This is a genomic window from Bradyrhizobium sp. HKCCYLRH3097 (assembly GCF_051167875.1).
Lineage (GTDB): Bacteria > Pseudomonadota > Alphaproteobacteria > Rhizobiales > Xanthobacteraceae > Bradyrhizobium.
In genome coordinates, this window is sequence record NZ_JBNPTX010000019.1 from 37183 (window position 1) to 62091 (window position 24909).

A 24909-nucleotide genomic window follows, 5' to 3' on the forward strand; every position below is an offset into this window, starting at 1 on the left:
TCCGCTTGGGGTGAACGAGAGCGATCAGATCGGCTTGAGCGAGCCCTTGCGGCCGCCGGGGACGTCGATGCTGGTGCAGGTGCCGCCCTGGACGAATTTCCACGCGTTGCCCTGGAAGTCGATCGTTGAGGTACCCTGGCAGGTCGTGCCGGGACCGGCGGCGCAATCGTTCTGGCCCTTCAGGGCAACGCCGAAGCATTTCTCCTTCTTGGCGGCCATTGCGGCTTCCGCTTCGGCCTTGGTCAGTGGCCCGGCCATTGCGAGGCTTGCGAGCGCGGTGCTGACGGCGCCGGCGAGCGCCAGCGTGGTGACGGTTCTCTTGGCGGACATGACGATTCCTCTCGTGTTCTGCGTCGCTCGCTTGGCGACGCGCATCTCTCCTTCGCCCGCCGCCACGACAATGTTACGCGGCGACTCCGCTCACGACCCTGTGAGCGGTATTGCGTGCTTGGGAGCTGCCCTAGTCGAGCGCAAGCCGACTCGAAGTGCCAATGCTTTGCAGGCATCATCGACTTAGCCGGCCGGCATTGGCGGCTCACGCCATCGGAGCGCAGTCTGGCGGCTCCCGGTCGCGCGCCGCCCCGCGCGCCGCTCGGTCCGATCGGAGATCCACCTGCGATGATGGCGAGCGCAAAGAGCCGAGTGCCGCGCCGAGGCGCCGCCGACGAGCGGTTGACCGTCAGCATCCGCTTCGCCGTGTCGGCCCTGGTGCTGACCGCGATCCTGCTGACGGCCCTTGCCTCGAGTCTGTTGTGGTGGCGCACCTCGGAGGCGATCAGCCGTCAGCTCGCGAGCACCGTCAACGCGCAGATCGCGAGCGCCGTGCGCAAGGAGGTGAGCGCGATCGTCAGCGAGGCGCGCGCCGCGCACACCGCCATCCGCACGCTGTTCCTGCAGAACGTGCTCGACACCCGCGAGGCGGACAAGCGCGAATTCGTGTTCCTGTCGCAGCTGCAGTCGCAGGCGACGATCTCATCGGCGGCGTTCGGCTGGCCCGACGGCTCGTTCTTCGCCGCCCACAAGCTCGGCGACCGGCGCCTGGAGATGATGGAGATCTCGCTGACCGATCATCCCGGCCAGCGCCGCGTCGATGAATACGACGTCGTGCCCGGCGACATCGAGTTCGCGGCACGCCGCTTCGAGCCGACCCGTTTCAAGGTCGCCGACCAGCCCTGGTTCAAGGAGAGCCTCGCTGCGGACGAACCGCGCTGGTTCAGCGTCGATCATCATCCGAGCGGAGACCGCCCGGCGATCGCGCTGGCCGGCCCGATCGATGTCTATCAGGAGCGGCAGGGCGTGCTCGCCATCATCATCGAGCACGCGCGCATCTCGCGCTTTCTCGCCCAGCTTCAGGTCGGCCGCACCGGCAGCGCCTTCATCCTGGCGCTTGATGGCGGCGTGGTCGCGGCGCCCGACGAGACCGCCGACGAGGTCAATGCCGGGCAGGGCCGCCAGCCGCTGCTGCCGATCGCGCAGCAGGCGATGCGGTCCTCGCGCGAAGGCGACGAGGCCTGGCGCGGGCGCGTGCTATCGGGCGACGGCGCCTTCGAGGTCGCGCGCACGGCGCTGCCGTTTCCCGGCTGGTCGCTGGTCACGGTGATTCCGGAAGCGGAGTTTCTCGGTCCGGTCGACGCGGCGCTGCGGCGCGTGATCATCGGTCTCGGCATCGGCGCCGTGCTCGCGGCGCTGGCCTCCGCCGCGCTGGCGCGTGCCGTCATCGCCGCCCCGCTCGGGCGTGTGGTGGCCGAACTGCGTCACGTCGAGGCCTTCGCGCTCGAGCAGGTGCGACGTCATCCCTCGCGGCTTCGCGAGATCGCGAGCCTGTCCGGCGCCATTCATGACATGGCCGGCGGGCTGTCGTCATTCGGCAAGTTCATTCCCGCTGATCTCGTCCGGCAATTGCTGCGGCAGGGCGTCGACGCCAGGCCGGGCGGCCATGTCCAGGAGCTCAGCGTGATGTTCATCGACATCGCCGGCTTCACCGGGTTGTCGGAGCGCATGGGCGACCGTGTCGTGCCGCTGCTGTCGCGCTATCTCGACCTGATCTCGACCGTCATCGTCGACCACGGCGGCACCATCGACAAGTTCATCGGCGATGCGGTGATGGCGTTCTGGGGCGCGCCGGCCGCGCAGCCGGATCATGCGGTTCTGTGCTGCCGCGCCGCGCTGGCGTGCCGAGACGCGGTGGAGGCCAGCGGCCTGTGCGACGATGACGGCCGGCCGCTCGCCATCCGCATCGGCATCAACTCCGGCCCCATGCTGGTCGGCAACATCGGCTCCGAGGTGCGTCTCAACTATACGGTGATCGGCGATGCCGTGAACGTCGCGAGCCGGCTGGAGGGCGCCAACAAGAGCTACGGCACCGATATCCTGATCGGCGAGGGCACCGCGCGGCTGGCGGGCGATGCGTTTCTCACCCGCGAGATCGACCGCATCGCCGTCTATGGCCGCGAAGAGGGCCTGCGCGTCCACGAGCTGGTCGGGCTTGCGGAGAATGTCGCCGCGCAGGACGTGCGCTGGATCGCACACTACGCGTGCGGACTTCAGGACTATCGCGCGCAGCACTTCGAGGCAGCCATCGCGGCGTTTGAAGCAGTCCTCGCGCTCAAGCCCGGCGATCGCGCCGCCGAGGTCATGATCACGCGCTGCAGGCCCCTGGCAGGCACGCGGGCGGATCATCATTGGCATCCGGTGACGGCGCTGACGACGAAGTAACGTGGCCGGTCCGACTAAGCCGACCGCAGCTTGCCGCGCAGCGGCCGCCGTCCGGCGAACACGGCGGCGAGATCCTGAGACGGCGTCGCCGCATCGTCGTCGAGCCGCAGCCGGCCCTCGACATGCAGGAAGTGCTCTCGCGACACCGCGATCGCGCGCAGCAGGTCGCGGTCGCGCAGCGCGTCGACGATCGCGCCGTGCTCGTCGACCGCGCAGATCGACTGCGCCGCCGGCTCGTATACCGACACCATCACCGAGGAGCGGCTGAGCAGATCGGCGAGCATGCGCGACAGCTCGGGATTGCCGATGGAGTCGACGAGATGGACGTGGAAGGCGCCAGACAGCCGCACCGACGTCGCGCGATCGCCACGCTGCGCGGCGGCGCGCTCCTCGGCCAGATGCGCATCGAGCCGTGCGAGCAGGAGATCATCGACCCGCAGCACCAGCTGGCTGAGCACGCCGGCCTCGAGTACGCGATGTGCCTCATAAACCCGTCTGATATCATCGAGCGTCGGCCGCGGCACCCGCGCGCCACGGTTCGGGATCATCTCCAGCCGCCGCTCGGCGCCGAGCCGGTGAAGAACTTTTCGGATGCGCTCGCGCGAGACACCGAAGAGCGCGGCGAGCGGCGTCTCGGCGAGCTTGGTGCCGGCCTTGAGCTTGCCCTCCAGCAGCGCGCGCAGGATGGCCTGGTACACCGCCTCGTCCTCGGCGGGATTGGCCTTCCCGATTCGCTGCGCTCGCATCGCCATGAGGTTTTAGCTAGGCCCAAAGGCGCGGCACGTCACCTCCAAAAAATGTGCACATTCTGTCCGCGGCCGGGCGCGCTGCGGATCGAGACATAGCCCGGAACGCTGATCTCATTGATGAATCAAGAATGTGCACATTTGGCACGGCGCTTGCTGATCGCGGGTGACACGCCACGCGACAGCTCACACGGGATCCTCGTCATGCACCCCTTCTCCCGACGCAGCCTTCTGAAGACCAGTGCGGCCTTCGCCGCCACGCTCGCCGCGCCAGCCCTGGTGCGCGCCGCCCCGAAAGAGATCGTGATCGGCGGCCCGGCCGGCGCCGCCAAATATTTCAACTCCGACCTGTTTCCGGTGCTGGAGAAGAAGCTCGACTGCAAGGTGCTCTATGAGGGCACCAACTCGCTGACCAATCTGCAGAAGATGCAGGCCGACAAGGCGAGCCCGAAGATCTCGGTGGTGATCATGGACGACCCGGTGATGCTGCCGGCCGCGGCCGAAGGGCTGATCACCAAGATGTCGGCGTCGGCGATTCCCAATCTCGGCAAGCTGGTCGACGACGCCGTGCACCAGGACGGCATGTGGGCCAATTACCAGAAGCCGTGGGTGGGCATCGCCTATTCCACCAGGCGCATGAAGACGCCGCCCGTCAGTTGGGCCGAGCTGTGGGACGCGAAATACGACTCCAAGATCGTCGTGCCGTCGCTGTCCAACACCGAAGGGTTCTGGACGCTGCTCGCCGCCGCGCATCTCGAGACCGGCAAGCCCTACAAGGAGGCGCAGTACGAAATCGACGCCGGCTTCAAGAAGATCAAGAGCCTGAAGGCCAATCTGCTGAACGTCTATACCAACGCACCGCAGGCCATCAATCTGCTGGAGCAGGGCGAGGCCTGGATGATCGGCGGCCAGTTCTCGGCCTACACGCTGATCCGGAAAGCGGACGGCTCGCCGGTCGATCTCGCAATCCCGAGGGATGGCGGCTTCTCGATGCCGTCGGGCATCGCCAAGGTGAGCGGCGCGCCGGCCGGCGACCTCGCCGACGCCGCGATCGACTTCTATCTCAGCCCGGAGGCGCAGAGCATCCTCGCCAAGACGGCGTTCATCGCGCCGACCAATCAGGCCACGCCGCTGCCGGCCGGTTATCCCGATCCCGCGACATTGTTCGCGCCCGACTGGGCCTTCATCGCGAAGAACCGCGCCGGCTGGGTCGATCGCTGGAGCAAGGAGATGACATGAGCGCCGCTCCGCATCTCGTCATCAGCGGGGTCTCGAAGCGGTTTGGCGCGGCGACCGTGCTCGATCGCGTCGATCTCACGATCCGCCGCGGCGAGCTGGTGACCCTGCTCGGCCCATCCGGCTGCGGCAAGACCACCTTGCTGCGTGCGATCGCCGGCCTCGCGCCGCCCGACACCGGGACGATCGCGCTCGCCGGGCGCGACGTCACCCATGTGCCGCCGCACCGGCGCAATGTCGGCGTCGTGTTCCAGAGCTATGCGCTGTTTCCGCATCTCACCGTCGCCGGCAACGTCGCCTTCGGACTGAAGGTGCGCGACACGCCCAAGGCCGAGACCGACCGCGCGGTCGAGCGCGCGCTCGCGCTGGTCAAGCTCAGCCATCTCGGCGGCCGCCGCATCTCGGCGCTGTCGGGCGGCCAGCAGCAGCGCGTCGCGCTGGCGCGGGCGATCGCGGTCGAGCCGGACGTGCTGCTGTTCGACGAGGCGCTGTCGGCGCTCGATCGCAAGCTGCGCGAGGAGATGCAGGTCGAGCTGCGCCGCCTGCTGCAGGAGGTCAAGGCGACCGCGATCTTCGTCACTCATGACCAGGACGAGGCGCTGACGATGTCGGACCGGGTTGCGGTCATGAACAAGGGCCGCATCGAGCAGCTCGCCGAGCCGCGCGAGCTGTATGCCCGGCCGGCCAGCCTGTTCGCGCTCAACTTCGTCGGGCTGTCGACGCGCATCGCCGGCCAGGTGGTCGGCGCGCAGGACGGCACTGTGGAGGTGGTGACGCCGGTCGGCCGCCTGTCGGCGCGCGGCGCGTTCCAGCCGGGCGCCTCGGTGATCGTGGCGACGCGGCCGGAGCAGTTGCGGCTGGGCGCTGGTGACGGTGCCAACTCCGCGGCCGGCCGAGTTCGGTCGGTCGTGTTCCAGGGCTCGCGGACCCTGGTGGACGTCGATGCCGGCGCTGGCGCGAGCCTGCTCGCCGAGCTCTCGGGCCGCGAGGCCGAGCTGCCGCGCGTGCATGACGAGGTCCGCTTCGCCTGGCCCGTCGCCGAGACCTTCGCCTTCGCCGCCGAGACCTGACCATGACCGACGCCGTGCTATCAGCACCGATCGTCAAGCCCGCGCCGGATCGCGACAGGCTCGCCGCCTTCGGCTTCGTCGCGCCATCGCTGCTGATCATCGCGCTGGTGTTCGTGCTGCCGCTGGCGCTGCTCCTCGGCGTCAGCGTGCTCGACCCCAAGGGCGGCGTCACCTCGGCGCATTACGTCCGGTTGCTCGGCACGCCCTATTATCTCGGAATCATCTGGAACTCGCTGCGGCTCGGCCTGCTGACGACCCTGATCGCCTTCCTCATCTCCTATCCCGCGGCGTTCGCGCTGGCGCGTGCGCGCGGCCCACTGCGCTCGATCCTGCTGGCGACCTTGTTCCTGCCGCTCGCCGCCTCCGTCATCGTCAAGGCGTTCGCCTGGACCATCCTGCTGCGCAGCGACGGCCTCATCAACACGGTGCTGATCGCAGTCGGGATCATCGAGGATCCGATCCGCATGATCTTCACCCAGACCGCGCTGATCGTCGGCGCCGTCAATATCTTCCTGCCGTTCATGGCGCTGCCGATCTACGCGGTGGTGGCGCAGCTGGACGGGCGCTATGCGGAAGCCGCCGCGACGCTCGGCGCCTCGCCGCTGGTCGTGTTCTTCCGCGTCATCCTGCCGCTGACCCTGCCGGGCATCATCGCCGGCGTCGCCCTGGTGTTCTCGCTGTCGGTGTCGGCCTATGTGGTGCCGACGCTGCTGATCGGCGAGAAATATCCGACGCTCGCCACCACCATCGCCAAGGCTTATCTCCTGGCGCGCGAGCCCGGCTTCGGCGCCGCCGCCGGCGTGGTGCTGCTGGCGATCGCCGTCATCGTCGTCGCGCTCAGCGCGATGCTGTCGCGCGAGCCCAAATGATGTCGCGCCTTGCCATCATCATCTGCTGGGCGCTCGCGGTCGGGCTCGCATTGTTCCTGCTGCTGCCGCTGGTCGTGATCGCCGCGGCAAGCTTCTCGCCGACGCCGGTGTTCGACCTGCCGCTGTCGGGCGCATCGCTGCGCTGGTATGGCCGCATCGGCCGGCTCGACGGCTTCTGGCCGTCGCTGTTCTTGTCGCTGCAGATCGCGGTTCTGTCGACCGCGTTGTCGCTGGTCGCCGGCACGCTCGCCGCCATCGCGATCGCGCGTGGCCGGCTGCCCGGCGCGACGGCGCTCGGCACGCTGCTGGTGTCGCCCTTGATGATGCCCGGCCTCGTGCTCGGCATCGCGCTCCTGCAATATTTCCGCATGATCGGCTTCACCGCGACCTGGAGCGCGCTGCTGGTGGCGCATCTCGTGGTGACGCTGCCTTACGTCGCGCGCACCATGATCGCCGGGCTCTCCCGCTTCGACTTCACCTTGATCGAGGCGGCGCGCACGCTCGGCTGCACCTATGCCGGCAGCGTGCTCAGGGTGATGGTGCCGGCTTTGGCGCCGTCGTTCCTGATCGCAGGGCTGTTCAGCCTGCTGGCCTCGTTCGACAACTATCCGGTCTCGATCTTCCTGACGGATGTGCGTTCCAAGACGCTGCCGATCCGCATGCTGCAATATATCGAGGAGGCGCCCGATCCGACGCTCGCTGCGCTCTCCACCCTCATTCTTGCCGGCACCCTGGTGCTGCTGCTGATCAGCGATCGCCTGGTCGGCCTGCACCGCATGGCCGGAACCGCGGATTGACACGATGACCTCACAGCCTGCCTTCCGCCGCGATCTCAGGGGCTATGCCGGCAGGCCGCCGCATCCGCGTTGGCCCCACGACGCACGCGTCGCGGTGTCGCTGGTGGTGAATTTCGAGGAGGGCTCTGAATTCTCGATGTGCGACGGCGATACGAGCAACGAGGCGATCTACGAGGTCGTGCACCGGCTCGACGGCCCCGACCCCTGCATCGACAGCCATTTCGAATACGGCACGCGGGCGGCGTGGTGGCGCATCATGGACCTGTTCGACGCCCACAACGTCAAGGTCACCGTCAGCGCCTGCGGCCGCGCGGTGGAGCGCTCGCCGGAGCTCGCCCGCAATGCCGTGGCGCGCGACCATGAGGTCTCTGCGCATGGCTGGCGCTGGCAGAGCCACGCCGGTATGGGCGAGACCGAGGAGCGCCGCGTGATCGCGCGGACGGTGGAGACGATCCAGCGCGTCACCGGCAGGCCGCCGCTGGGATGGCACACGCGATCGGCGAGCTCGCCCAACACGCGGCGGCTACTGGTTGAGCAAGGCGGCTTCCTCTACGACAGCGACGCCTACAATGACGACCTGCCGTACTATGTCGCCGTCGCCGGCCGCCCGCATCTGGTGCTGCCCTACGCCTTCGACAGCAACGACATGCAGTTCTTCAACGGCTCGCGCTTCCGCGGCGCGGACTTCGCCGACTACGTCATCGACGCCTTCGACTGGCTGGTGCGCGAGGGCGCGACGGCGCCGAAGATGCTGTCGATCGGGCTGCATCTGCGCATGATCGGCCGCCCCGGCCGGATCGGCGCGCTCGACCGCATCCTCAATCACATCACAGGCAACGGCGCGGCGTGGATCGCGCCGCGCGCCGACATCGCCCGGCACTGGCTGGCGACGGTGCCGCCGGAATCGTGAGCGCGGTCAATCGTCGTTGGCGATGTCCTCGTCGGCGATGTCCTCGTCGGTCAGCGGCACCTCGATGGTGCCGCCCTCGCCGGTCGCGAGGTCGCGCTCGTCGTCGATCGGCGCGCCATCCCGTTCGTCCGCGTCGAGCGGCCACAATCCGCGATCATGCCCGTTGCGTGGTATCATGGCAGGTCCTCCCGCCGGGATAAGACCGGGCGCGCGCAATGGTTCATGCGATCCGGCCGGGGTGTGGCGGACTGGCGCAGGCCGGTTCCGGCGACTACATCTGGGCCATGGCCGATCCCACCGCGCTGAAATCCTTTCTCGATAATCACCACCGCATCGTCGTGCTCACCGGCGCCGGCTGCAGCACCAACTCCGGCATTCCCGACTATCGCGACACCGACGGGCAGTGGAAGCGCACGCCGCCGGTGACCTATCAGGCCTTCGTCGGCAGCGACGATACGCGCCGCCGCTATTGGGCGCGCAGCATGGTCGGCTGGCGGCGGTTCGGCCGCGCCCAGCCGAACGGCGCGCATCATGCGCTGGCGCGGCTGGAGGCGCAGGGCAAGAGCTCGCTGCTGGTGACGCAGAATGTCGACCGGCTGCACCAGGCCGCCGGGACCAGCAACGTCATCGATCTGCACGGCCGGCTCGATCGCGTCCGCTGCCTGGGATGCGGCGCCGTGCTGTCGCGGGCCGACTTTCAGGACGAACTGGCCGGCGCCAATCCGCGCTGGCTGGCGCATGATGCGGCCGCCGCGCCCGATGGCGATGCAGATCTCGACGGCGTCGATTTCGCGGACTTCAATGTGCCGGCCTGTCGCGCCTGCGGCGGCATCCTCAAGCCCGACGTCGTGTTCTTCGGCGAAACCGTCCCGCGCGAGGTCGTCGCCACCGCGCGCGAGCATGTCGAGCAGGCCGACGCCATGCTCGTCGTCGGCACCTCGCTGATGGTCTATTCCGGCTTCCGCTTCGTCCGCGCCGCCGCGGACCGCAACATCCCCATCGCCGCCGTCAATCTCGGCCGCACCCGCGCGGATGACCTCTTGTCGCTGAAGGTGGAAGCGCCGTGCGACGAGGCGCTGGCGTTTCTGCTGTAGGAGTAGGGCGGTCCGCCCTCTCTCCGCCGTCATGGCCGGGCTTGACCCGGCCATCCATCTCCTCGGTGCTTCAGAAGATGGATGCCCGGGTCAAGCCCGGGCATGACGAAAAACTAAAATGGTGTCCGCCTCACCGCGACTGCGGTTTCTCGCGGTTCTCGATGCGGTCCTTGTTGTTGACCTGCTCGTTCTCAGGCTTGCCGACCTCGACCGTCTTGCCGGCCTGGTTGCCTGGATTGTAGTGGAACTTGCCTTCGTGATGCTCGCCCGGCTGCTTCTGCTCGGGATTGACGTTGTCGGCCATGAAACTCTCCTGTCGCTGTGCCGGACAACGTCGCGGGCGTGATGCTTGTTCCGCGGCCGAGCGCCGCGGCGCCGTTCATGCGGCATCACCCCTCTCTGTGCGGACCATCACGGAAGCAGCGCGCCCTGACCGTCATGATCCTCGCATGGGCTGCAGGGGCAGCCGCAAGCAACGAGGGACAAGGTCATGACTTCCAGCATTCGTCTTTTCGCCGCCGCCGCCATCGTCGCGGGCGCGGGCCTGCTCGCATCCGCATCGACATCGCCGGCGTCTGCCGGCTGGGAATGGCTGGGCAACAAGAACTACATCAACTGCCTGCAGCTGTTCTACACCGGCAACTTCCTGATGCCGGCGAATGCATCGCCGGCCGAGCGCGCCGCGCGCCACGAGCAGGGCCGCCGCTACTGCAATCGCCAGTTCTACGGCCACGACTGAGCATGGCGGCACATGCGCAAGGCCGGGGTCGAACGCGGCCTCGGCCTTTCGCCTGCGAGGCTCACGCGCCCGTCACGCGCCAGATGCAGTTGCCGACGTCGTCGGCCACCAGCAGCGAGCCGTCCGGGCCGAGCGTCACGCCGACCGGGCGGCCATAGGAGAAGCTCTCGTCCGGCGCCAGGAAGCCCGAGAGGATGTCGCGCGCCGGGCCCGACGGCCTGCCGTTCTCGAACGGAATGAACACGACCTTGTAGCCGGACAGCTTGCTGCGGTTCCACGAGCCGTGCTGGCCGATCACCATGCCCTGGGGGAAGCCGGGCAGGGCGCCCGCGGGCAGCCAGCACAGGCCGAGCGAGGCGGTGTGGCCACCGAGCGCGTAGTCCGGCGTCAGCGCGGTCGCGACCAGGGCCGGATCCTGCGGCACGCGGTCGTCGACCGTCCTGCCCCAGTAGCAATAGGGCCAGCCGTAGAAGCCGCCCTCGCGCACCGAGGTCAGGTAATCCGGCGGCGTCTCGTCGCCGAGCCCGTCGCGCTCGTTGACGACGGTCCACAGCACCTTCGTCGACGGCTCGAACGCCAAGCCCACCGCATTGCGCAGGCCTGATGCGAAGATGCGGCTCGCGCCGCTCGCGATGTCCAGCTCATAGATGCAGGCGCGGCCCTCCTCGACCTCGAAGCCCAGCTCGGCGATGTTGGTCAGCGAGCCGACGCCGGCATAGAGCTTGCTGCCGTCGGGGCTGACCAGCAGGCTGCGCGTCCAGTGCCCGCCCGGCTTGAACGTGGTGAGACGCTTGCCCTGTGCATTGATCCGATCGGCGCCGGCTGCATAGGGGAAGGCGACGATGCCGTCGGTGTTGCCGACATAGAAGGTGTCGCCGACCAGCGCCATGCCGAACGGCTGGCTGAGATTCTCCATGAAGGCATTGCGGCGTTCGGCGGTGCCGTCGCCGTCGGCATCGACCAGCCGCGTGATGCGGTTGGCGCTGACGCCGAGGGCTGCGGCGCGGCGCATCGTCGCCTGCATCGCATAGCCGAACATGTTGCGCACCGGGCTTGGAATCTGGGTGGCCTCGGCGATCAGCACCGACTTGTCCGGCATCACATAGATCCAGCGCGGATGGTCGAGCCCGGTCGCGAACGCATTGACCTTCAGCCCCGCCGCCGCCACCGGCTTTTCGCCGTCGCGCCAGCCCCGCGCCGTCGGCATCTTCAAGGTCGGCAGCAGGCCCTGTGGCTTCGCCAGGGGAATCTGCGGCTGCGCCCCCCACGCCGGTTGCGGCGTCTCCCCCTGCAGCTTGCGCCACTGCAGCGCCGCATTGCCAACCAGCGCGACGCCGCGCGCAACGATGGAGGAAAGGGTTGTCATGGGAGTCCTGTGAGGGCTTTGATGCAAATGGGATCTGATGGGCGAGGGACCATCGAGCGATGGCAAAGGGCCAATCTGTTATGATCTACCACGCCCACCGTGACAATTGCATGGGTCGCGGATCGGGGCTGCGGAACCCGGGGCTTTCACCTGGCACGCATTCACGTATCAGAGCCAACCTCCGGCGGCGTCTGGCATGCGGGGCGCTGCGGTTGATCGTGCAGTGCCGATCGGCAATTGGCATGGCTTGCTCAAGCCCAACTATATCGGCGCGATTGCTTGCAACGAAATGGGCCGTTGCGACGCTGAAGCGCGCAGATCGGTTGCCCGTCATGCCCGGGCTTGTTCCGGGCGTCCACGTCTCTCCCCGACCAACGACGAGGATGGCCGGGACGAGCTCGGCCATGACGATGAGGAAAGAGACGGGCACGATCTTCCCGAAATGCGGTCGCCCCGCATCATCCTCGGCCAGCCCATCTCGTCAAAATTCTTTCTTGCTATTTTTCCGAAATCATGCTCTACTCCCTGCATCCCGTCCTCATGCAGAGGGGCGTACGCGTCGTCACGATACGTTGAGGCGGGGAGCGGTGGCCGCGAGTGTTGTCAGGTGCTGATGCGCTGAACGATTGGCAGCTCGCGGACGTTCAAGCCGTGTGGTCCTGGCGCCCCGATGCTGGCGCCAAGCCTGCGTGACATCACGTGTCATCAGGCGACGGGGGCAAACAAGCCGGTCCCCGGGGAGAGCTCGGAGCAGACGTTAAACCCATCGCGCAGGGAGGGCCGGGTCTGTCCGGCTGAACCTGTGGTTCCTGCCCCGTGCAATTTTTCCGCACGGGGGCCACGGGCCTCAGTCGAGGTCCGGCCTTCCCTGCGCCCTCGGCATTTCCGGAGGGTTTTGATGAGAGCAATCTCGGGCGCGATCGCGCCGCGGGAGGTGTTGGTGTGTCTGCGTGCATCATGATCGACTTGCCGTGGCGCTGAGAGAGCCGCCAGCGCGCACAATGTCGCCGCAGCCGTGGCGCCGTCATCGAATTGCGCTACACTGGTGTCACACGCTGCCGGCGCGTTGGCCGGCCGGACGACAATGGAAGTCAGGGGGATGCACGGCATGACGGGGGTGATCAATTCAGGCGCAGCGCGATCGTCTGCGTCAGGTGTCGCTCTCACGCGCGGACTCTCCCGATGACGTCGCTCGACAAGTCCGCCTTCACGCCGCATGCCCTGCGCGAGAGCGTGCTGAACGAGGTGCATGCGCGGCCGTTCACGCCGCTGACGCAGCCGGTGCTGGTGATCCGCTTCGCCTTCATGGCCAAGGGCGACAGTCCGGCGGTCGACCGCGCTAGCCTCGCCGCGTTCTGCGCGCAGCGCGGTGCGCCGCCGCCGGAGCCGGGCGTCAAGCATCACCAGGTCGATCTCGGCCCGGTCAGGCTGCGCTTCGAGCAGCATTCGGAATTCGCCACGCTGACCTGGATCTGGAGCCCGCCGGCCGGCGCCGGACCGCGCCGCTTCGGCGCCATCGCGCCCGAGCTGCAGGCGCTGATCGCGGCGCTGCCGCAGGCCGGCGAGCTCTTGGTCGCGGTCAAGCTCGAGGTCGAGAACGCGGCCGATCCGGTGGCGCGCGCGGAGGAGATCTTCGACAAGAGCAGCCTCGCCATCGTGACGATCAAGGGCAGCGCCGGCGCGGTCGCCTCCGACTTCCGTCTCGACGACGACGGCTTCACCCGCATCCTGGTCTGCGCCGACGGTCCGACGCCGGAGCGGCTCGGGGCGCTGGTGCAGCGCGTGCTGGAGCTGGAGACCTACCGCACTTTGGCGCTGCTCGGCCTGCCGGCTGCGTTGGCGCTGGCGCCGGACGTCGACCGCATCGAGCGGCGGCTGGTCGAGGTGCTCGCGGAGATGCAAGGCGCGCAGTCGTTCAAGCTCAACAACCACCTGCTGCGCGAGCTGACCGAGCTCGAAGCGCTGCTGGAGCGCGGCGCCACCGGCAGCCTGTTCCGGTTCGGCGCCAGCCGCGCCTATTACGACCTGGTGCAGGCCCGCCTGGCGGTGATCGAGGGCGAGCCGGTCGCGCCGTATTCGAGCTGGTCGTCGTTCCTGGCGCGGCGCACCGCGCCGGCGATGCGCACCTGCAACGCGCTGGAGGGACGGCAGTCGAACCTGTCGCTCAAGCTGGCGCGCGCCGCCGACCTGCTGCGCACCCGCGTCAATGTCGAGCTGGAGCAGCAGAACCGCGATCTCCTGCGCTCGATGAACGAGCGCACCAAGCTGCAGCTGCGCCTGCAGAGCACGGTCGAGGGGCTGTCGGTGGCCGCGATCGGCTATTACGTCGTCAGCCTGTTCGGCTATCTCGCCAAGGGCGCGCATGACACCGGCCTGCCGGTCGAGCCGACGCTGGCTACCGCCGCCTTCGTGCCGGTCGCGATCGCGCTGATCTGGTTCACGACCCACCAGATCCGCAAGCGGCACCTGAAGGAGGATCACGAGGCGGAGAAAGCCGAGCAGGAGTGAACGGCTGGGCGCCTTGCCAGCGAGCGGCCGGACGGCTAAGCGGCGGGCTGGTCAGCAAGAGGCAATGAGACGATGAGCGGTGCGACGATCGATTTCCTGGTTCACGCGGATGGTGCGGCGACGCGGCATCGGATCACGCTGAGCCGCCTCGTCATCGCCGGCTGGACCGGGCGCGATCCGGTCGCCCGCGACAAGCACATCGCCGAACTGGAAGAGCTCGGCATTGCCAGGCCCGCGACGACGCCGATCTATTACGAGGTCGCGGCCAGCCGCCTGACGACATCCGGCAGCATCGAGGTCAGCGGCGGCGACTCCTCCGGCGAGGTCGAGTTCGTGCTGGTGCAAGCGGGCGGAAGGCTGTTCGTCGGCGTCGGCTCCGATCATACCGACCGCAAGGTCGAGACCTACAACATCACCGTGTCCAAGCAGATGTGCGACAAGCCGGTGGCGCCCGAGCTGTGGCTGGTCGACGACGTCGCCGCGCATTGGGACCAGCTGATGCTGCGCGCCTATGCGACGATCAGTGGCGAGCGCGTGCTGTACCAGGAGGGTGCGCTGAGCGGCATGCTGGCGCCTTTCGACCTGATCGCGCGCCGCTACGGCGAGGCCGGCCTGCCCGAGGGCACCGCGATGTTCGGCGGCACCTTTGCCGCCAGGGGCGGCATCCGCCCAGCCGACCGCTTCGAGTTCGAGCTGGTCGATCCCGTGCTGAACCGCGCCATCCGCCACGGATACGCGATCGAGCAGCTCGCCATCGCCGGCTGAGGCGGCGCGCGATCACGTTCGCGTGCGGCGGAATGCGCTAACGATCAGGCCGCGGCGCGTCGTCGCGGCCGTCGCCATGCATGGCTGCATTCGCGCAGGCGTTGCGATCAGCAAGGGCCTGTTAAGCAAGGCGGCCTATGGTGCCGCAGTGTGCCGAAGCGGGACCATGGCCTCGTTTCGCGTTCTGGTCCGGCACACCATGTCACGGCATGAGACGCAATGCGGCTGGCATATCCTTAATCGATCCTTACCTGATAGCAGCGGATTCGACGGGTCGGACGACAAGGGCGATTAACTAGAAGTTTAGGATTGGGTTTGTGCGCGTGAACGCCTCCCTTAAGGGTTTTATTAAATACCCCGGGAATTGGGAGAGTGCGGTGCGCGTCGCGATCGTCCACGATTGGCTTTACGTTCTTGGCGGCGCCGAGAAGGTCCTTCAGGAGATCCTGCGCTGCTATCCCGGCGCCGACGTCTTCACGCTGTTCGACCTGCTGCGTCCCGAGGACCGCGCCAAGCTGGGATTCGAGACGTCGCACACCAGCTTCCTGCAGAAGATGCCGCTGTTGCGGAAGTATCACCGCTCCTATCTGCCGCTGATGCCGCTCGCGATCGAGCAGCTCGATCTGTCGAGCTACGACCTGGTGATCTCCTCGAGCTGCGCGGTGGCGAAGGGCGTTCTGACCGGGCCGGAGCAGCTGCACATCGCCTATGTGCATTCGCCGATGCGCTATGCCTGGGATCTGCAGCACCAGTATCTGCAGGAGAGCGGCTACGCCACCGGCGTCAAGGGCCTGATCGCTCGCGCCTTGTTGCACAAGATGCGGATCTGGGATGCGCGCACCGCGCACGGTCCCGACGCCATCTTCACCAATTCGCAGTTCGTCGCTCGCCGCATCAAGAAGATATACGGCCGCGATGCCAAGGTGATCTATCCGCCGGTGACCATCGCGCAGCGCGATGCGATCCTGCCGGTCGGCAACCACTTCCTCGCCGCGAGCCGGCTCGTGCCCTACAAGCGCATCGAGCCGATCGTGCGCGCCTTCAACATCATGCCGGACCTCGAGCTGGTCGTGGCCGGTGACGGTCCGGAAGCCGCGCGGCTGAAGTCGATCGCGGGGCCGAACGTCAAGTTCGCCGGGTTCGTGCCCGACAAGCAGCTGCGTGACCTCATGACCACCGCCCGCGCCTTCGTGTTCGCGGCGGAAGAGGATTTCGGCATCATCCCGGTCGAGGCGCAGTCCGAAGGCGCGCCGGTGCTGGCGCTCGGCCGCGGCGGTGCACGCGAGTCGATCCTCACCACGGGGCCGCGGCCGACCGGCATGTTCTTCGGCTCGCCCGAGCCCGAGGCGATCGCGGCCTGCGTGCGATCGTTCGTGGCCAAGGAGAAATCGATCTCGCGGCTCGACTGCCGCCAGCGCGCCGGCTTCTTCTCGGCCGAGCGTTTCCGCAGCCAGTTCGTCGCGGCGGTCAACGAGGAGATCGACAGTTTCCGTGCGGGACATCAGGGCCGCGCGACGCGGCTGATTGCGTAATATTGGATGTGGTACGGGTGCAGATCATGAGGCAGGCGGCTCTCGGCGAGGCCTTGTCCGGCATTGACGCCGTCGCCCGGATCTGGCGCCGCCGCGGCGTGTTCGCCATCGTGGCTGGCGCCGTTCTCGCGCTTGCCGTGGCCGCGCTCGTGCTACTGCCGGTGCGCTATCTCGCCACCGCTTCCGTGATCATCGCCGAGCAGGAGCCGGGTGCCAACACCTCGGCGGCGTGGGCGCAGAAGATCGGCGATCCCGCCGACATGGAAAGCCAGCTCCTGGTGATCCGCTCGCCGCGCCTGCTGCGTCAGATCATGTCGTCGCCCGGCGTGGTCGACGCCGTGGTCGGCGAATGCGAGCGCGGCCGTCTCATGGGTTCGGCCGATGCGTGCCAGCGCCTCAAGACCGATCCGGGCGCGTTCATCGATCATGTCGACGGCCGCTTCAGCATCGCCTCGGCCGGCCGTTCGCGCGTCATCAACATCTCCTATCAGTCGAGCAGTCCCGAGGTTGCGAAGACGCTCGCCAACGCGTTGACGCAGACCTTTCTCGAGGACCAGCGCACCGAAGGCGCCAACAGCCGCGAGGTCGCGAGCTCCTGGCTCTGGAAGGAATTGAAGCAGCTCGACCAGCAACTGCGCGAGGCCGACGACAAGATCCAGAAGTTCCGGCGCACCAAGGGCCTGATGCGTGGCGCCAATGCGCCGATTTCCTCGGAGCGGCTGACCAGCATCGGCCAGCAGCTGTCGCAGGCGGAGGCCGCGCGCGCCGACGCCGCGGCGCGGCTGCAGGAGATCAAGTCGGAGCAGGAGCGCGGGCCGACCGACGCCCCGTCGGTGCTGCAGAGCCGCACCATCGCCGACCTCAAGCAGCAACTGACGACCGTGAGCGCGCAGCTTGCCAGTGCGGCCGGTGTGCTCGGGCCGAAGCACCCCTCGATCCTGGCGCTGACGCGCGAGCAGGCGATCATCCAGCAGCGGCTGATCGCCGAGATGCAGAGCATCGCGGCGAGCGCGCAGAAGACGTACGATGCCAACACCGCGCTGGTGAACTCGCTGAAGAAGCAGATGGAGACGGCGAAGGCGGAGGCCGGCTCGGCCACGCTGGACGAGGCCTCCATCGAGAGCATGGTGCGCGACACCGAGATCAAGCGGCAGCAATATGCCGAGCTCTACAAGAAGGCGAGCGAGCTCGAGACCGAACGGCGCGTCCTGCGCGGCAGCACGCGTCTCGTCAGCCTCGCCGAGCTGCCGAGCAAGCCGTTCTTCCCGAAGAAGATCCCGTTCCTCGCCGCCGGCATGACGCTCGCGTTGATCTTCGGTGTCGGCGCTGCGCTGCTCGCCGACAAGCTCGGCGCGCGCCTGATCAGCCCGCCCTTGCGCGTCACTCCCGAAGCGCCGGCCGAGCAGGTCGAGGCGCCCGCTGTCGACGAAGCTCCGGCCATCGTCCCTGAATTGGCCGAGCGTGTGACCGCACCGCAAGCGGCGACGCCACCGGCAGCGCCCGAACGAAGGTCCCATCTCCCGAGCGTCGCCGACGTTTCGATCCTGGCCTGCCTGCCGCGCCTGAAGAGCCTGCGTGAGATGTCGGCGCTCGGCGCGATCCTGCAAGGCCACCAACCGCTGGCGATCCCGCGCGTCTTGCGCCTCGCCTCCGAGGACACTGATTTTCAGCACACGCTGCATGATCTCGTCCACGAACTCGGTTTGAAGCGGTCCGCCCGATCGCAGCGCATCGTCGTGACCTCTCCCGATGCAGCAGATGGCAAGACGACCACGACCTGTGCGCTGGCAGAGCACCTCGCGGCCGCAGGCTGGCGCGTGCTGGTCGTCGAGTGCGACGTCTCGCATCCCGCCTTTGCAGAGATCATGGCGCTGCCGGCAAGCCCCGGATGGCTCGGCGCGCTCGAGCGCGGGACGCCGCTCCGGGACATGGTTCTGCCCACCGCGCATCCCTCGCTCGACGTGCTGCCGGTTGGTGAGGCGACCGGTCCGGTCGGCGACATTCTCGACGCGATCAGCCTCGACCGTCTCCTCACCGGTCTCGATGGCTATGATGCCGTGATCGTCGACACACCATTGCCGTCGCAACGGAACGACTTCCTTGCCGGTACGGACTGGGCGATCGTCTGCGTGCGCAGTGACCGGTCGTTGATCGAGCCGGCGGTCGCGACGGTGAACAGGAGCAGGACACTCGGAGCCCGCGATGTCGGCATCGTCGTCACCATGACCGACGTCGAGCACCGCAGCGCGCCTGTGGCCCAGACCGCGCCCGTGGCAGCCTACGCCGGAGCCGGGTGATGTCGACCGAGCGTGTCCTGTTCGTCGATCACACCGGGCAGATCGGCGGCGCCGAGCTGATCCTGCTCGATGTCGTCCAGGGCCGCAAGGAGTCATCGGTGTTCCTGTTCGAGCCGGGCCCGCTCGGCCAGGTGCTGGCTGAGCGCGGGATGTCGGTCGTCACGTCGCGCTGGGGCCGCGGCCTGGGGCAGTTCAGACGCGACAGTTCGTGGCTCGAGGCGCTGCCGCTGTTCGGCAGACTCGCGGCGATCACCGCGGAACTCGCGCATGTCGCACGCAAGCATGACGTCCTCTATGCCAATTCGCAGAAGGCCTTTGTCCTGTCGGCCATCGCCAACATCGCGGCACGGCGGCCGTTGATCTGGCATCTGCACGACATCATCAGCCCGGCTCATTTCGGCGCGCTGCAGCGTCGCATGCAGATATTCCTCGCCAACCGCTTCGCGGCGAAGGTCGTCGTCCCCTCCGAAGCTGCCGCAGCCGCCTTCATCGAGGCCGGAGGTCGACGCTCTCTCGTCGAGGTCGTGCCCAATGGTCTCGCCGTCGAACCCGTGCCCGCGTCGCGCGAGGAGCTGAGGCGGCGGCTCGGCCTGCCGTCGGGACCGCTGGTCGGCGTATTCAGCCGGCTCGCGCGGTGGAAGGGGCAGCATATCCTGATCGAGGCGCTGGCCGAATTGCCGGACGTGCACGGTATCATCGTTGGCGACGCGTTGTTCGGCGAGCAGGACTACGCGGCTGAGCTGAGACGGCTGGTCGCGAAGCTTTGCCTCGGCGATCGCGTTCACTTCCTTGGGCATCGCAGCGACGTGCCGCTGCTGATGCAGGCGGTGGACGCGATGGTGCATCCGTCGATCGATCCCGAGCCGTTCGGCCGCACCCTGGTCGAAGCGATGCTCGCCGGCGTGCCGGTGATTGCCACTGACGCCGGCGCTGCGCCGGACATCCTCGAACATGGCCGGGCCGGTCTGCTCGTGCCGCCTGGCGACGCGCGTGCGCTGTCCGAGGCTTTGGACGCAGTGCTGGCTGAACCCGAGATCCTCGCGCCCCAGCTCGACTACGCGTCGCGCCGCGCGCGCACCCATTACAGCCTGACACGCATGCTGGACTCGATCGGGCTGCTGATCCGCAATGTCGGTGCGGGAGCGGCGGTGTGAGCACGATCGTCACACCTGCCCCGTCCTCCGAGCGGCGCATGGTCGATCTCGTCGTGGATTGCGGCCCGCCGTTCGCCATTCTCGCGCCGGTGCCGTCGTGGTCGAAACCGCTCGAGGACGGACAAGTCCCTGCGCGATGGAAAGGGCCGCCGGCCGTGTCGGAGGATGCCGCATGAGCGCCTCCGGTCCTTCGCTCAAGCGCTTCAGTGCGCTGCTGATCAGCGGCGCGCTGGCGAGCAAGATGCTCGGCTTCGGCCGCGAGGTGTTGATGGCGCATGTGCTCGGCGCCTCGCTCATCGCCGACGGATTCCGGGCCGCCATGGCGGCCGTGCTCATCCCGCTTGCGTTCCTGCAGAACGAGAGCGTGCCGGCGATCATGATCCCGATGCATCGCGAGGCGCTGCAGCGGCCGGATGCCGCGCGCAGCCTCGGTGCGCTGACGATCGTCATTGCCGTCGTCTCGAGCCTGGTGACCGCGATCATCCTGCTGCTCGGTGAGCTCTGGGTGAACGCCGTCGTCGGCGGCTTCTCGGCGGAGGGGCGCGAGCTGACCTTGCACTTCGTGCGCATGATGGCGTTCGGCATGCCGGCGTCGGCGGTGCTCAATGTGCTTGCCGCCGGCGAGATCGCGCTCGGCCGCACGCGGCTGACCAATGTCCGTGCCAGCCTGCTCAACGTCGCGGTGATCGGCGGCATCGGCCTGCTGGTGCTGACCGGCGACGCCTACATGCTCGCCTGCGCCTTCACCGCCGCCTTCAATGGCCTCGCCGCCTGGGGTCTGTTCACGCTGTGGCGCGAGGGCGCGCTGAGCGTCTCCGGCCTGACCGCCGGCATGGTGATCGACAAGGGTATCGAATTCTTCCGCCGGCTGCGCGTCCTGCTGGCGTTGCCGTTGGCCGAGCAGGGCAATGTCTGGATCGAGCGCTTCACGGCATCGCGGCTGACGACCGGCGCCGTCGCGTCGCTGGACTACGCGCGCTCGCTGACCGAGAGCGCGCTGCTGCTGATCAGCCAGCCGCTCGGCATGGCGGTGCTGTCGCAGCATGCCCCACGCGATCCACGTGCGCAGACCGAGGCGCTGCTGCGGCCGCTGCTCGCGCTGATCTTGCCGGCCTCGGCGTTCCTGCTGGTCTTCTCGACCGACATCGTCCGCCTGATCTATTTCCGCGGCGCGTTCGGCGACGAGGCCCTGCTGCTGACCTCGCATGCGCTCAAGGGCATCGCCTGCGGCGTCTGGGCCGCGACCCTCGGCTGGATCCTGATCCGTCTGCTCAATGGCGCGGGGCGCAACGGCGTCGCTGCGGTCATCATCGTCTCGGCCTATCTCGCCAACATGGGCTTCAACCTGCTGATGCCGCTGTTCGATCCGTCGCCGGCGGCCGGCATGCAGTTGCTCGGCATCGGCGAAGCGATCCGCAGCCTCGTGCTGCTGTCGGGCGTGGTGTTCGTGCTCGGTGATGCGCGAAAGCTCCTGCTCGTGATCGGCCTGGCCCTGCTGCCGACCGCATTGATGGTCGTGCTCGGCCTGATGATTCAGACCTCCGTGCCGGGCCTGCTGCCGCGCCTGTTCACCGGCGGATTGGCCTATCTGCTCTGCTTGGCCTTCGCGATCGGCATCCTGCTGCCGGCCGCGGTGGGCACGGCGCTCCGTCATGTTCGTCGTACGTTCAGGATGAAGGGAGAGCTGAGTTGACCCTGCTGGCCCTCGCTGCCGCCAAGGCGATGATGGCATCCGGCGCCTTCGTCCTTCCCGTCGCCAAGGCGGTCGATCGTGTGCTCGGCCCGCGCGGCTGCTGTTTGACGTTCCATCGCGCCGCGCCGGCAGAGCAGTGGGAGCGTCTGCCCAATCGCGACTTCTACGTCGATGCCGACTTTCTCGATCGCTTCCTCGGCTATGTCCTCGACCAGGGTTGGGATGTCGTGACGATCAGCGAGGCGCTGCGCCGGACGGCAAGCGCCGAGCCGTCCGGCCGCTACGCCAACTTCTCGATCGACGACTGCTACCGCGATACGTTCGATCTGCTTGTGCCGGTGTTCCGCAGGCACAAGGTGCCGGTGACGCTGTTCGTGACGACTGGCATTCCCGACGGCACGTTGCCGCTGTGGGCCGCTGGCTTGGAGGATGCGCTGCTGCACAGGGACCATGTCAGGGTCGACGATGAGCGGATCGCGCTGTCGAGCGCCGAGCAGCGCCGCGCGGTGTTCGCGCAGATCGCCTCGCGCTGGGATGGCCCGCAGGCGGCGGATCGTTACGCCGCGTTCTGTGCCGCCAACGCCATCGACATCGAGGCGATGCATTGGAAACATGCGATCTCCTGGGAGATTCTGGAAGTGCTGGCGGGGGATCCGCTCATCGAGATCGGAGCCCACACCGTCTCGCATGCGCGCATCTCGTCGCTGTCTTCCGAAGACGCCCTTTGCGAGCTGGCCGGCGCGCGGCTGCGATTGAACGAGCGGCTCGGCATCGACGTCCGGCACTTCGCGTTTCCTTACGGGCGCGCCGCCGATTGCGGACCGCGGGACTTTGCGCTGGCGCGGCAGGCCGGATTCGCCAGTGCCGCGACCACGCGCAAGGGCCTTGTCAAAGCAGGGCAGGATGCGTTCTCGATTCCGCGCAACACCATGAATGGCGCGCATCGTACGCTTGCGGCGATGGAGCTGCATCTCACGGGCTTCAGCGGGACTGCAGCGAAGGTGATGGGCCGTGTCTAGCAGGGGGCGCTTGCGAATCGTCTCGATTGCGCATCCGGCCACCAGCAGCGAGGCCGGCCGGCTGCGCTACCGCCATCTCGCGTCCCGGCCCGACGTCGATCTGCATCTCGTGACGCCCGAGGTGTGGAAGGAATTCGGCCGCACCATCACCGCGGCTCACTCCAACGAAGCCTTTCCCATCCATCGGCTCCCGATCCGACTCCCGGACGCGGGTCCGATGAAATGGTACCTGCACTTCTATCCGGCGCTGCGCCGCCTGCTGCGCGAGCTCGATCCCGACGTGATTCACCTTTGGGAGGAGCCCTGGAGCATCGTCGCGCTGCAGGCGCAGATGCTGCGCGGCCGTGCGGCGCTCGTGCTCGAGGTCGACCAGAACATCCTGAAACGGCTGCCGCCACCATTCGAGGCGATCCGCAAATTCGTCCTCGGCCGCACCGCCCACATCCTGTCGCGCAGTCCCGATGCGACTGAGGTCGTGAGGGCGTGCGGCTACACGGGTCCGGTGACGCCGATCGGCTATGGTGTCGATCTCGCGACCTTCATGCCGGCGGATGATCGATCGAATGCGACGGCCGGCTCGCCGCTGCGGCTCGGCTATGTCGGCCGGCTGGTGGTCGAGAAGGGACTCGACGATGCGCTCGAAGCGCTCGCGCGCAGCAAGTCGGCGGCGACGCTGAGCATCATGGGTGAAGGTCCGCACGAGCCGCATCTGCGCCGGCGCGTGGCCGAACTTGGTTTGGGCGGGCGCGTCACCATCCAGGGCTGGGCTTCATCCGCTGCAGTCGCGGCTTTTCTGCGCCGCCTGGACGCATTGCTGCTGCTGACGCGAACCACGGACGCGGTGCGCGAGCAGTTCGGCCGGGTGATCATCGAGGCCCAGGCCTGCGCCATCCCGGTGATCGGATCGACCTGCGGAGCGATTCCGGATGTCGTCGGCGACGGCGGCTGGATCGTGCCGGAGCAGGATCCCGGCAGCCTGTGTCGGCTCATCGATGAGCTCAGCGGCCAGCGGGCGGAGCTTGCTGTTCGCAGTGAGGCGGCCCGCGCGAACGTGCTCCGGCGCTTCACCTATGATGCGGTCGCAGCGGCGATTGAAACGGCATGCCGTGCGGCGCATCAGTCGAGAACCGCATCCGGCCTCGCCCGTCCACAGCGGCTGCAGACGAATTAGCTAGGCCTTCACCGGCAGCGCCATCGCTGCGCGGCCGGACTGGCGCTTGGCGGCATCGATCTGCTTGAGCAGTTCGATGTATTGCAGCCCGATCTGGTCCCAGCCATAGATCTGCGCGGTGGCCTGGGCGCCGTCCTGCAGCCGGCGCATCAGTGCGGGGTCGGCGAAGACGGCCGCGAGCTTGGCCGCGATGTCGTCGGCGTCTGCTGAAATGCGGAAGCCGTTGACGCCGTCGCGCAGATAGTCCTCGATGCCGCCGACCGGCGTTGCGAACACCGGCACCCCGCAGGCCATGGCCTCCATGCAGACCAGCGAGAAGGTCTCGTAGCTCGTGGGGAGCACGAAGGCATCGGCCGCCGAGTACAGCGCCGGCAGGTCCGAGCGTGGGCCGGCGAAGATCAGTCGTTGCTGGGCGTTGCGCGTCAGTCTGCGGTAGGGCGCGGGATTATCCGAGCCGACGACCAGCAGCCAGACGTCGTTGCCGAGCCGATCGAGCGCGCCGATCGCATGCGCCAGTCCCTTGCGGTTGAATTCGTGGCCGACGAACAGCAGCAGGCGCGCATTATCCGGGATGCCGAACTCACGCCGGATCGCCTGGCCGCCGACGGCGTCGCGCTTGAAGCGCGCGAGATCGATGCCGTTGGAGATGACGTGGATGCGGGCGGCCGGCACGCGGAAGAAGCGCTGCAGCTCCGCGGTGACGCGGGAGGACACCGCCACGAACGCCCGATACCGCAGGCCTCCGATCATGAACCGGTCGCGCAGCGCGACCCACAGATGCATAGGGTTGAGCATCCAGCGCCAGCTGCCGGCGGCGCGTTTCTCGGCGAGGCTCTGCGCATTGACGGCATGCACGATCAGCACGTCACCCTTGAGGCTGTCGCCGTGGCTGATGACGACGGCGTCGGGGTGACGCGCCAGCGCCCGTGTCGCGGCCAGCGTGAACAGCGGCACGACAATGGCGCGGCCGATGTGCCGGAACAGTCCGCGAGTCGGAATCCGCGCCAGCCATGGCGCAACGCGCTCGACTCTGATCGTGTGTTCGAGATTGTCCGCGACGGTGCTCGCGAGCACGATGTTCGATAAACCATTCCGGCCGAAAACGCGCGCCAGCTCGATAGCGACTGTTTCCACGCCGCCGGCATTGCTTATCTCTTGAACGACCTGGACGATCTCAAACGTCATAGCGGAAATCTAAGGGATCAGACATTGCGACTTCGTTCCAATC

23 protein-coding genes are annotated in these 24909 nt (G+C 67.8%); 17 read left to right on the forward strand and 6 right to left on the reverse strand.

The annotated features are described in order from the left end of the window. Nucleotides 1–24: 24 nt before the first annotated feature. Entirely contained in the window at nucleotides 25–330 is a 306-nt protein-coding gene (locus ACQR0U_RS31280; protein ID WP_315715966.1) for a BufA1 family periplasmic bufferin-type metallophore, read from the reverse strand. 288 nt (nucleotides 331–618) lie between these two features. On the opposite strand from ACQR0U_RS31280, the gene ACQR0U_RS31285 reads away from it, so the two are divergent. Next, nucleotides 619–2715: an adenylate/guanylate cyclase domain-containing protein gene (locus ACQR0U_RS31285; RefSeq protein ID WP_316226807.1), complete on the forward strand. Its 2097-nt coding sequence runs from the start codon at nucleotides 619–621 to the stop codon at nucleotides 2713–2715. A gap of 14 nt (nucleotides 2716–2729) precedes the next feature. Here the strand turns inward: ACQR0U_RS31285 and ACQR0U_RS31290 are convergent, their stop codons facing one another. Further along, a complete protein-coding gene (locus tag ACQR0U_RS31290; RefSeq protein ID WP_315715968.1) occupies nucleotides 2730–3467 on the reverse strand; it encodes a GntR family transcriptional regulator in 738 nt (245 codons plus the stop codon). A gap of 198 nt (nucleotides 3468–3665) precedes the next feature. Here ACQR0U_RS31290 and ACQR0U_RS31295 point away from each other — a divergent pair, with 198 nt between their 5' ends. Genes ACQR0U_RS31295 through ACQR0U_RS31315 form a run of 5 tightly spaced genes read left to right on the forward strand, consistent with a single transcriptional unit; the run spans nucleotide 3666 to nucleotide 8343 of the window. After that, nucleotides 3666–4700 carry an extracellular solute-binding protein gene (locus ACQR0U_RS31295; RefSeq protein ID WP_315715969.1) on the forward strand — a complete coding sequence of 345 codons (1035 nt, stop codon included), beginning with the start codon at nucleotides 3666–3668 and terminating at the stop codon, nucleotides 4698–4700. After that, complete coding sequence (locus tag ACQR0U_RS31300) at nucleotides 4697–5767, forward strand: ABC transporter ATP-binding protein (protein WP_434872378.1); 1071 nt, start codon at nucleotides 4697–4699, stop codon at nucleotides 5765–5767. The genes ACQR0U_RS31295 and ACQR0U_RS31300 overlap by 4 nt, the downstream gene beginning before the upstream one ends. 2 nt (nucleotides 5768–5769) lie before the next feature. Beyond that, a complete protein-coding gene (locus ACQR0U_RS31305; protein WP_316195912.1) occupies nucleotides 5770–6636 on the forward strand; it encodes an ABC transporter permease in 867 nt (288 codons plus the stop codon). Next, nucleotides 6633–7433 carry an ABC transporter permease gene (locus ACQR0U_RS31310; protein WP_434872379.1) on the forward strand — a complete coding sequence of 267 codons (801 nt, stop codon included), beginning with the start codon at nucleotides 6633–6635 and terminating at the stop codon, nucleotides 7431–7433. Before ACQR0U_RS31305 ends, ACQR0U_RS31310 begins: the two co-directional genes overlap by 4 nt. 4 nt (nucleotides 7434–7437) lie before the next feature. After that, nucleotides 7438–8343: a polysaccharide deacetylase family protein gene (locus ACQR0U_RS31315; RefSeq protein ID WP_434872380.1), complete on the forward strand. Its 906-nt coding sequence runs from the start codon at nucleotides 7438–7440 to the stop codon at nucleotides 8341–8343. A 6-nt stretch (nucleotides 8344–8349) separates the two neighbouring features. On the opposite strand, the gene ACQR0U_RS31320 is transcribed toward ACQR0U_RS31315, so the two are convergent. Further along, nucleotides 8350–8520 carry a hypothetical protein gene (locus ACQR0U_RS31320; protein WP_316204063.1) on the reverse strand — a complete coding sequence of 57 codons (171 nt, stop codon included), beginning with the start codon at nucleotides 8518–8520 and terminating at the stop codon, nucleotides 8350–8352. 107 nt (nucleotides 8521–8627) lie between these two features. Between ACQR0U_RS31320 and ACQR0U_RS31325 the strand changes: the two genes are divergently transcribed. Next, nucleotides 8628–9437, forward strand: coding sequence for an NAD-dependent protein deacetylase (locus ACQR0U_RS31325; RefSeq protein WP_316195965.1), 810 nt, complete (start codon nucleotides 8628–8630; stop codon nucleotides 9435–9437). Nucleotides 9438–9567: 130 nt separating this feature from the next. Here ACQR0U_RS31325 and ACQR0U_RS31330 read toward each other — a convergent pair whose 3' ends face one another. Further along, nucleotides 9568–9741, reverse strand: a complete 174-nt coding sequence (locus ACQR0U_RS31330) for a hypothetical protein (RefSeq protein WP_315715975.1) — start codon at nucleotides 9739–9741, stop codon at nucleotides 9568–9570. A gap of 186 nt (nucleotides 9742–9927) precedes the next feature. Here ACQR0U_RS31330 and ACQR0U_RS31335 point away from each other — a divergent pair, with 186 nt between their 5' ends. After that, on the forward strand, nucleotides 9928–10176 hold the full coding sequence (locus tag ACQR0U_RS31335) for a hypothetical protein (RefSeq protein ID WP_315715976.1): 249 nt from the start codon (nucleotides 9928–9930) through the stop codon (nucleotides 10174–10176). Nucleotides 10177–10237: 61 nt separating this feature from the next. On the opposite strand, the gene ACQR0U_RS31340 is transcribed toward ACQR0U_RS31335, so the two are convergent. Then, nucleotides 10238–11542 carry a PQQ-dependent sugar dehydrogenase gene (locus ACQR0U_RS31340; RefSeq protein ID WP_315767709.1) on the reverse strand — a complete coding sequence of 435 codons (1305 nt, stop codon included), beginning with the start codon at nucleotides 11540–11542 and terminating at the stop codon, nucleotides 10238–10240. A gap of 1182 nt (nucleotides 11543–12724) precedes the next feature. Between ACQR0U_RS31340 and ACQR0U_RS31345 the strand changes: the two genes are divergently transcribed. From ACQR0U_RS31345 to ACQR0U_RS31385, 9 genes are all read left to right on the forward strand, one after another. Further along, a complete protein-coding gene (locus ACQR0U_RS31345; protein ID WP_434872381.1) occupies nucleotides 12725–14050 on the forward strand; it encodes a DUF3422 domain-containing protein in 1326 nt (441 codons plus the stop codon). A gap of 72 nt (nucleotides 14051–14122) precedes the next feature. Then, nucleotides 14123–14815 (forward strand): DUF2848 domain-containing protein, encoded by a 693-nt coding sequence (locus tag ACQR0U_RS31350; RefSeq protein ID WP_315715979.1) that lies wholly within the window; start codon nucleotides 14123–14125, stop codon nucleotides 14813–14815. 377 nt (nucleotides 14816–15192) lie between these two features. Beyond that, on the forward strand, nucleotides 15193–16347 hold the full coding sequence (locus ACQR0U_RS31355) for a glycosyltransferase (protein ID WP_316226804.1): 1155 nt from the start codon (nucleotides 15193–15195) through the stop codon (nucleotides 16345–16347). A gap of 26 nt (nucleotides 16348–16373) precedes the next feature. Continuing rightward, nucleotides 16374–18644, forward strand: a complete 2271-nt coding sequence (locus tag ACQR0U_RS31360) for an exopolysaccharide transport family protein (protein ID WP_434840900.1) — start codon at nucleotides 16374–16376, stop codon at nucleotides 18642–18644. Next, the gene (locus ACQR0U_RS31365) at nucleotides 18641–19798 is read left to right on the forward strand and encodes a glycosyltransferase family 4 protein (RefSeq protein WP_434842399.1); all 1158 of its coding nucleotides are present in this window, start codon (nucleotides 18641–18643) and stop codon (nucleotides 19796–19798) included. Before ACQR0U_RS31360 ends, ACQR0U_RS31365 begins: the two co-directional genes overlap by 4 nt. Then, the gene (locus tag ACQR0U_RS31370) at nucleotides 19795–19974 is read left to right on the forward strand and encodes a hypothetical protein (RefSeq protein WP_434842398.1); all 180 of its coding nucleotides are present in this window, start codon (nucleotides 19795–19797) and stop codon (nucleotides 19972–19974) included. Before ACQR0U_RS31365 ends, ACQR0U_RS31370 begins: the two co-directional genes overlap by 4 nt. Further along, the gene (locus ACQR0U_RS31375) at nucleotides 19971–21491 is read left to right on the forward strand and encodes a lipid II flippase MurJ (RefSeq protein ID WP_434842397.1); all 1521 of its coding nucleotides are present in this window, start codon (nucleotides 19971–19973) and stop codon (nucleotides 21489–21491) included. Before ACQR0U_RS31370 ends, ACQR0U_RS31375 begins: the two co-directional genes overlap by 4 nt. Beyond that, nucleotides 21488–22510 carry a polysaccharide deacetylase family protein gene (locus ACQR0U_RS31380; protein ID WP_434842396.1) on the forward strand — a complete coding sequence of 341 codons (1023 nt, stop codon included), beginning with the start codon at nucleotides 21488–21490 and terminating at the stop codon, nucleotides 22508–22510. Before ACQR0U_RS31375 ends, ACQR0U_RS31380 begins: the two co-directional genes overlap by 4 nt. After that, nucleotides 22503–23681, forward strand: coding sequence for a glycosyltransferase (locus ACQR0U_RS31385; protein ID WP_434842395.1), 1179 nt, complete (start codon nucleotides 22503–22505; stop codon nucleotides 23679–23681). Before ACQR0U_RS31380 ends, ACQR0U_RS31385 begins: the two co-directional genes overlap by 8 nt. Here ACQR0U_RS31385 and ACQR0U_RS31390 read toward each other — a convergent pair whose 3' ends face one another. Beyond that, nucleotides 23682–24866, reverse strand: a complete 1185-nt coding sequence (locus ACQR0U_RS31390; protein ID WP_434842394.1) for a glycosyltransferase family 4 protein — start codon at nucleotides 24864–24866, stop codon at nucleotides 23682–23684. Nucleotides 24867–24909: the final 43 nt, after the last annotated feature.

Coding starts and splice junctions, on each gene's coding strand:
- ACQR0U_RS31305 (WP_316195912.1), top strand. CDS start 5,770: ATGACCGACGCCGTGCTATCAGCACCGATCGTCAAGCCCGCGCCGGAT.
- ACQR0U_RS31290 (WP_315715968.1), bottom strand. CDS start 3,467: ATGGCGATGCGAGCGCAGCGAATCGGGAAGGCCAATCCCGCCGAGGAC.
- ACQR0U_RS31340 (WP_315767709.1), bottom strand. CDS start 11,542: ATGACAACCCTTTCCTCCATCGTTGCGCGCGGCGTCGCGCTGGTTGGC.
- ACQR0U_RS31360 (WP_434840900.1), top strand. CDS start 16,374: ATGAGGCAGGCGGCTCTCGGCGAGGCCTTGTCCGGCATTGACGCCGTC.
- ACQR0U_RS31285 (WP_316226807.1), top strand. CDS start 619: ATGATGGCGAGCGCAAAGAGCCGAGTGCCGCGCCGAGGCGCCGCCGAC.
- ACQR0U_RS31315 (WP_434872380.1), top strand. CDS start 7,438: ATGACCTCACAGCCTGCCTTCCGCCGCGATCTCAGGGGCTATGCCGGC.
- ACQR0U_RS31300 (WP_434872378.1), top strand. CDS start 4,697: ATGAGCGCCGCTCCGCATCTCGTCATCAGCGGGGTCTCGAAGCGGTTT.
- ACQR0U_RS31350 (WP_315715979.1), top strand. CDS start 14,123: ATGAGCGGTGCGACGATCGATTTCCTGGTTCACGCGGATGGTGCGGCG.
- ACQR0U_RS31345 (WP_434872381.1), top strand. CDS start 12,725: ATGACGTCGCTCGACAAGTCCGCCTTCACGCCGCATGCCCTGCGCGAG.
- ACQR0U_RS31310 (WP_434872379.1), top strand. CDS start 6,633: ATGATGTCGCGCCTTGCCATCATCATCTGCTGGGCGCTCGCGGTCGGG.
- ACQR0U_RS31375 (WP_434842397.1), top strand. CDS start 19,971: ATGAGCGCCTCCGGTCCTTCGCTCAAGCGCTTCAGTGCGCTGCTGATC.
- ACQR0U_RS31295 (WP_315715969.1), top strand. CDS start 3,666: ATGCACCCCTTCTCCCGACGCAGCCTTCTGAAGACCAGTGCGGCCTTC.
- ACQR0U_RS31330 (WP_315715975.1), bottom strand. CDS start 9,741: ATGGCCGACAACGTCAATCCCGAGCAGAAGCAGCCGGGCGAGCATCAC.
- ACQR0U_RS31320 (WP_316204063.1), bottom strand. CDS start 8,520: ATGATACCACGCAACGGGCATGATCGCGGATTGTGGCCGCTCGACGCG.
- ACQR0U_RS31335 (WP_315715976.1), top strand. CDS start 9,928: ATGACTTCCAGCATTCGTCTTTTCGCCGCCGCCGCCATCGTCGCGGGC.
- ACQR0U_RS31280 (WP_315715966.1), bottom strand. CDS start 330: ATGTCCGCCAAGAGAACCGTCACCACGCTGGCGCTCGCCGGCGCCGTC.
- ACQR0U_RS31325 (WP_316195965.1), top strand. CDS start 8,628: ATGGCCGATCCCACCGCGCTGAAATCCTTTCTCGATAATCACCACCGC.
- ACQR0U_RS31390 (WP_434842394.1), bottom strand. CDS start 24,866: ATGACGTTTGAGATCGTCCAGGTCGTTCAAGAGATAAGCAATGCCGGC.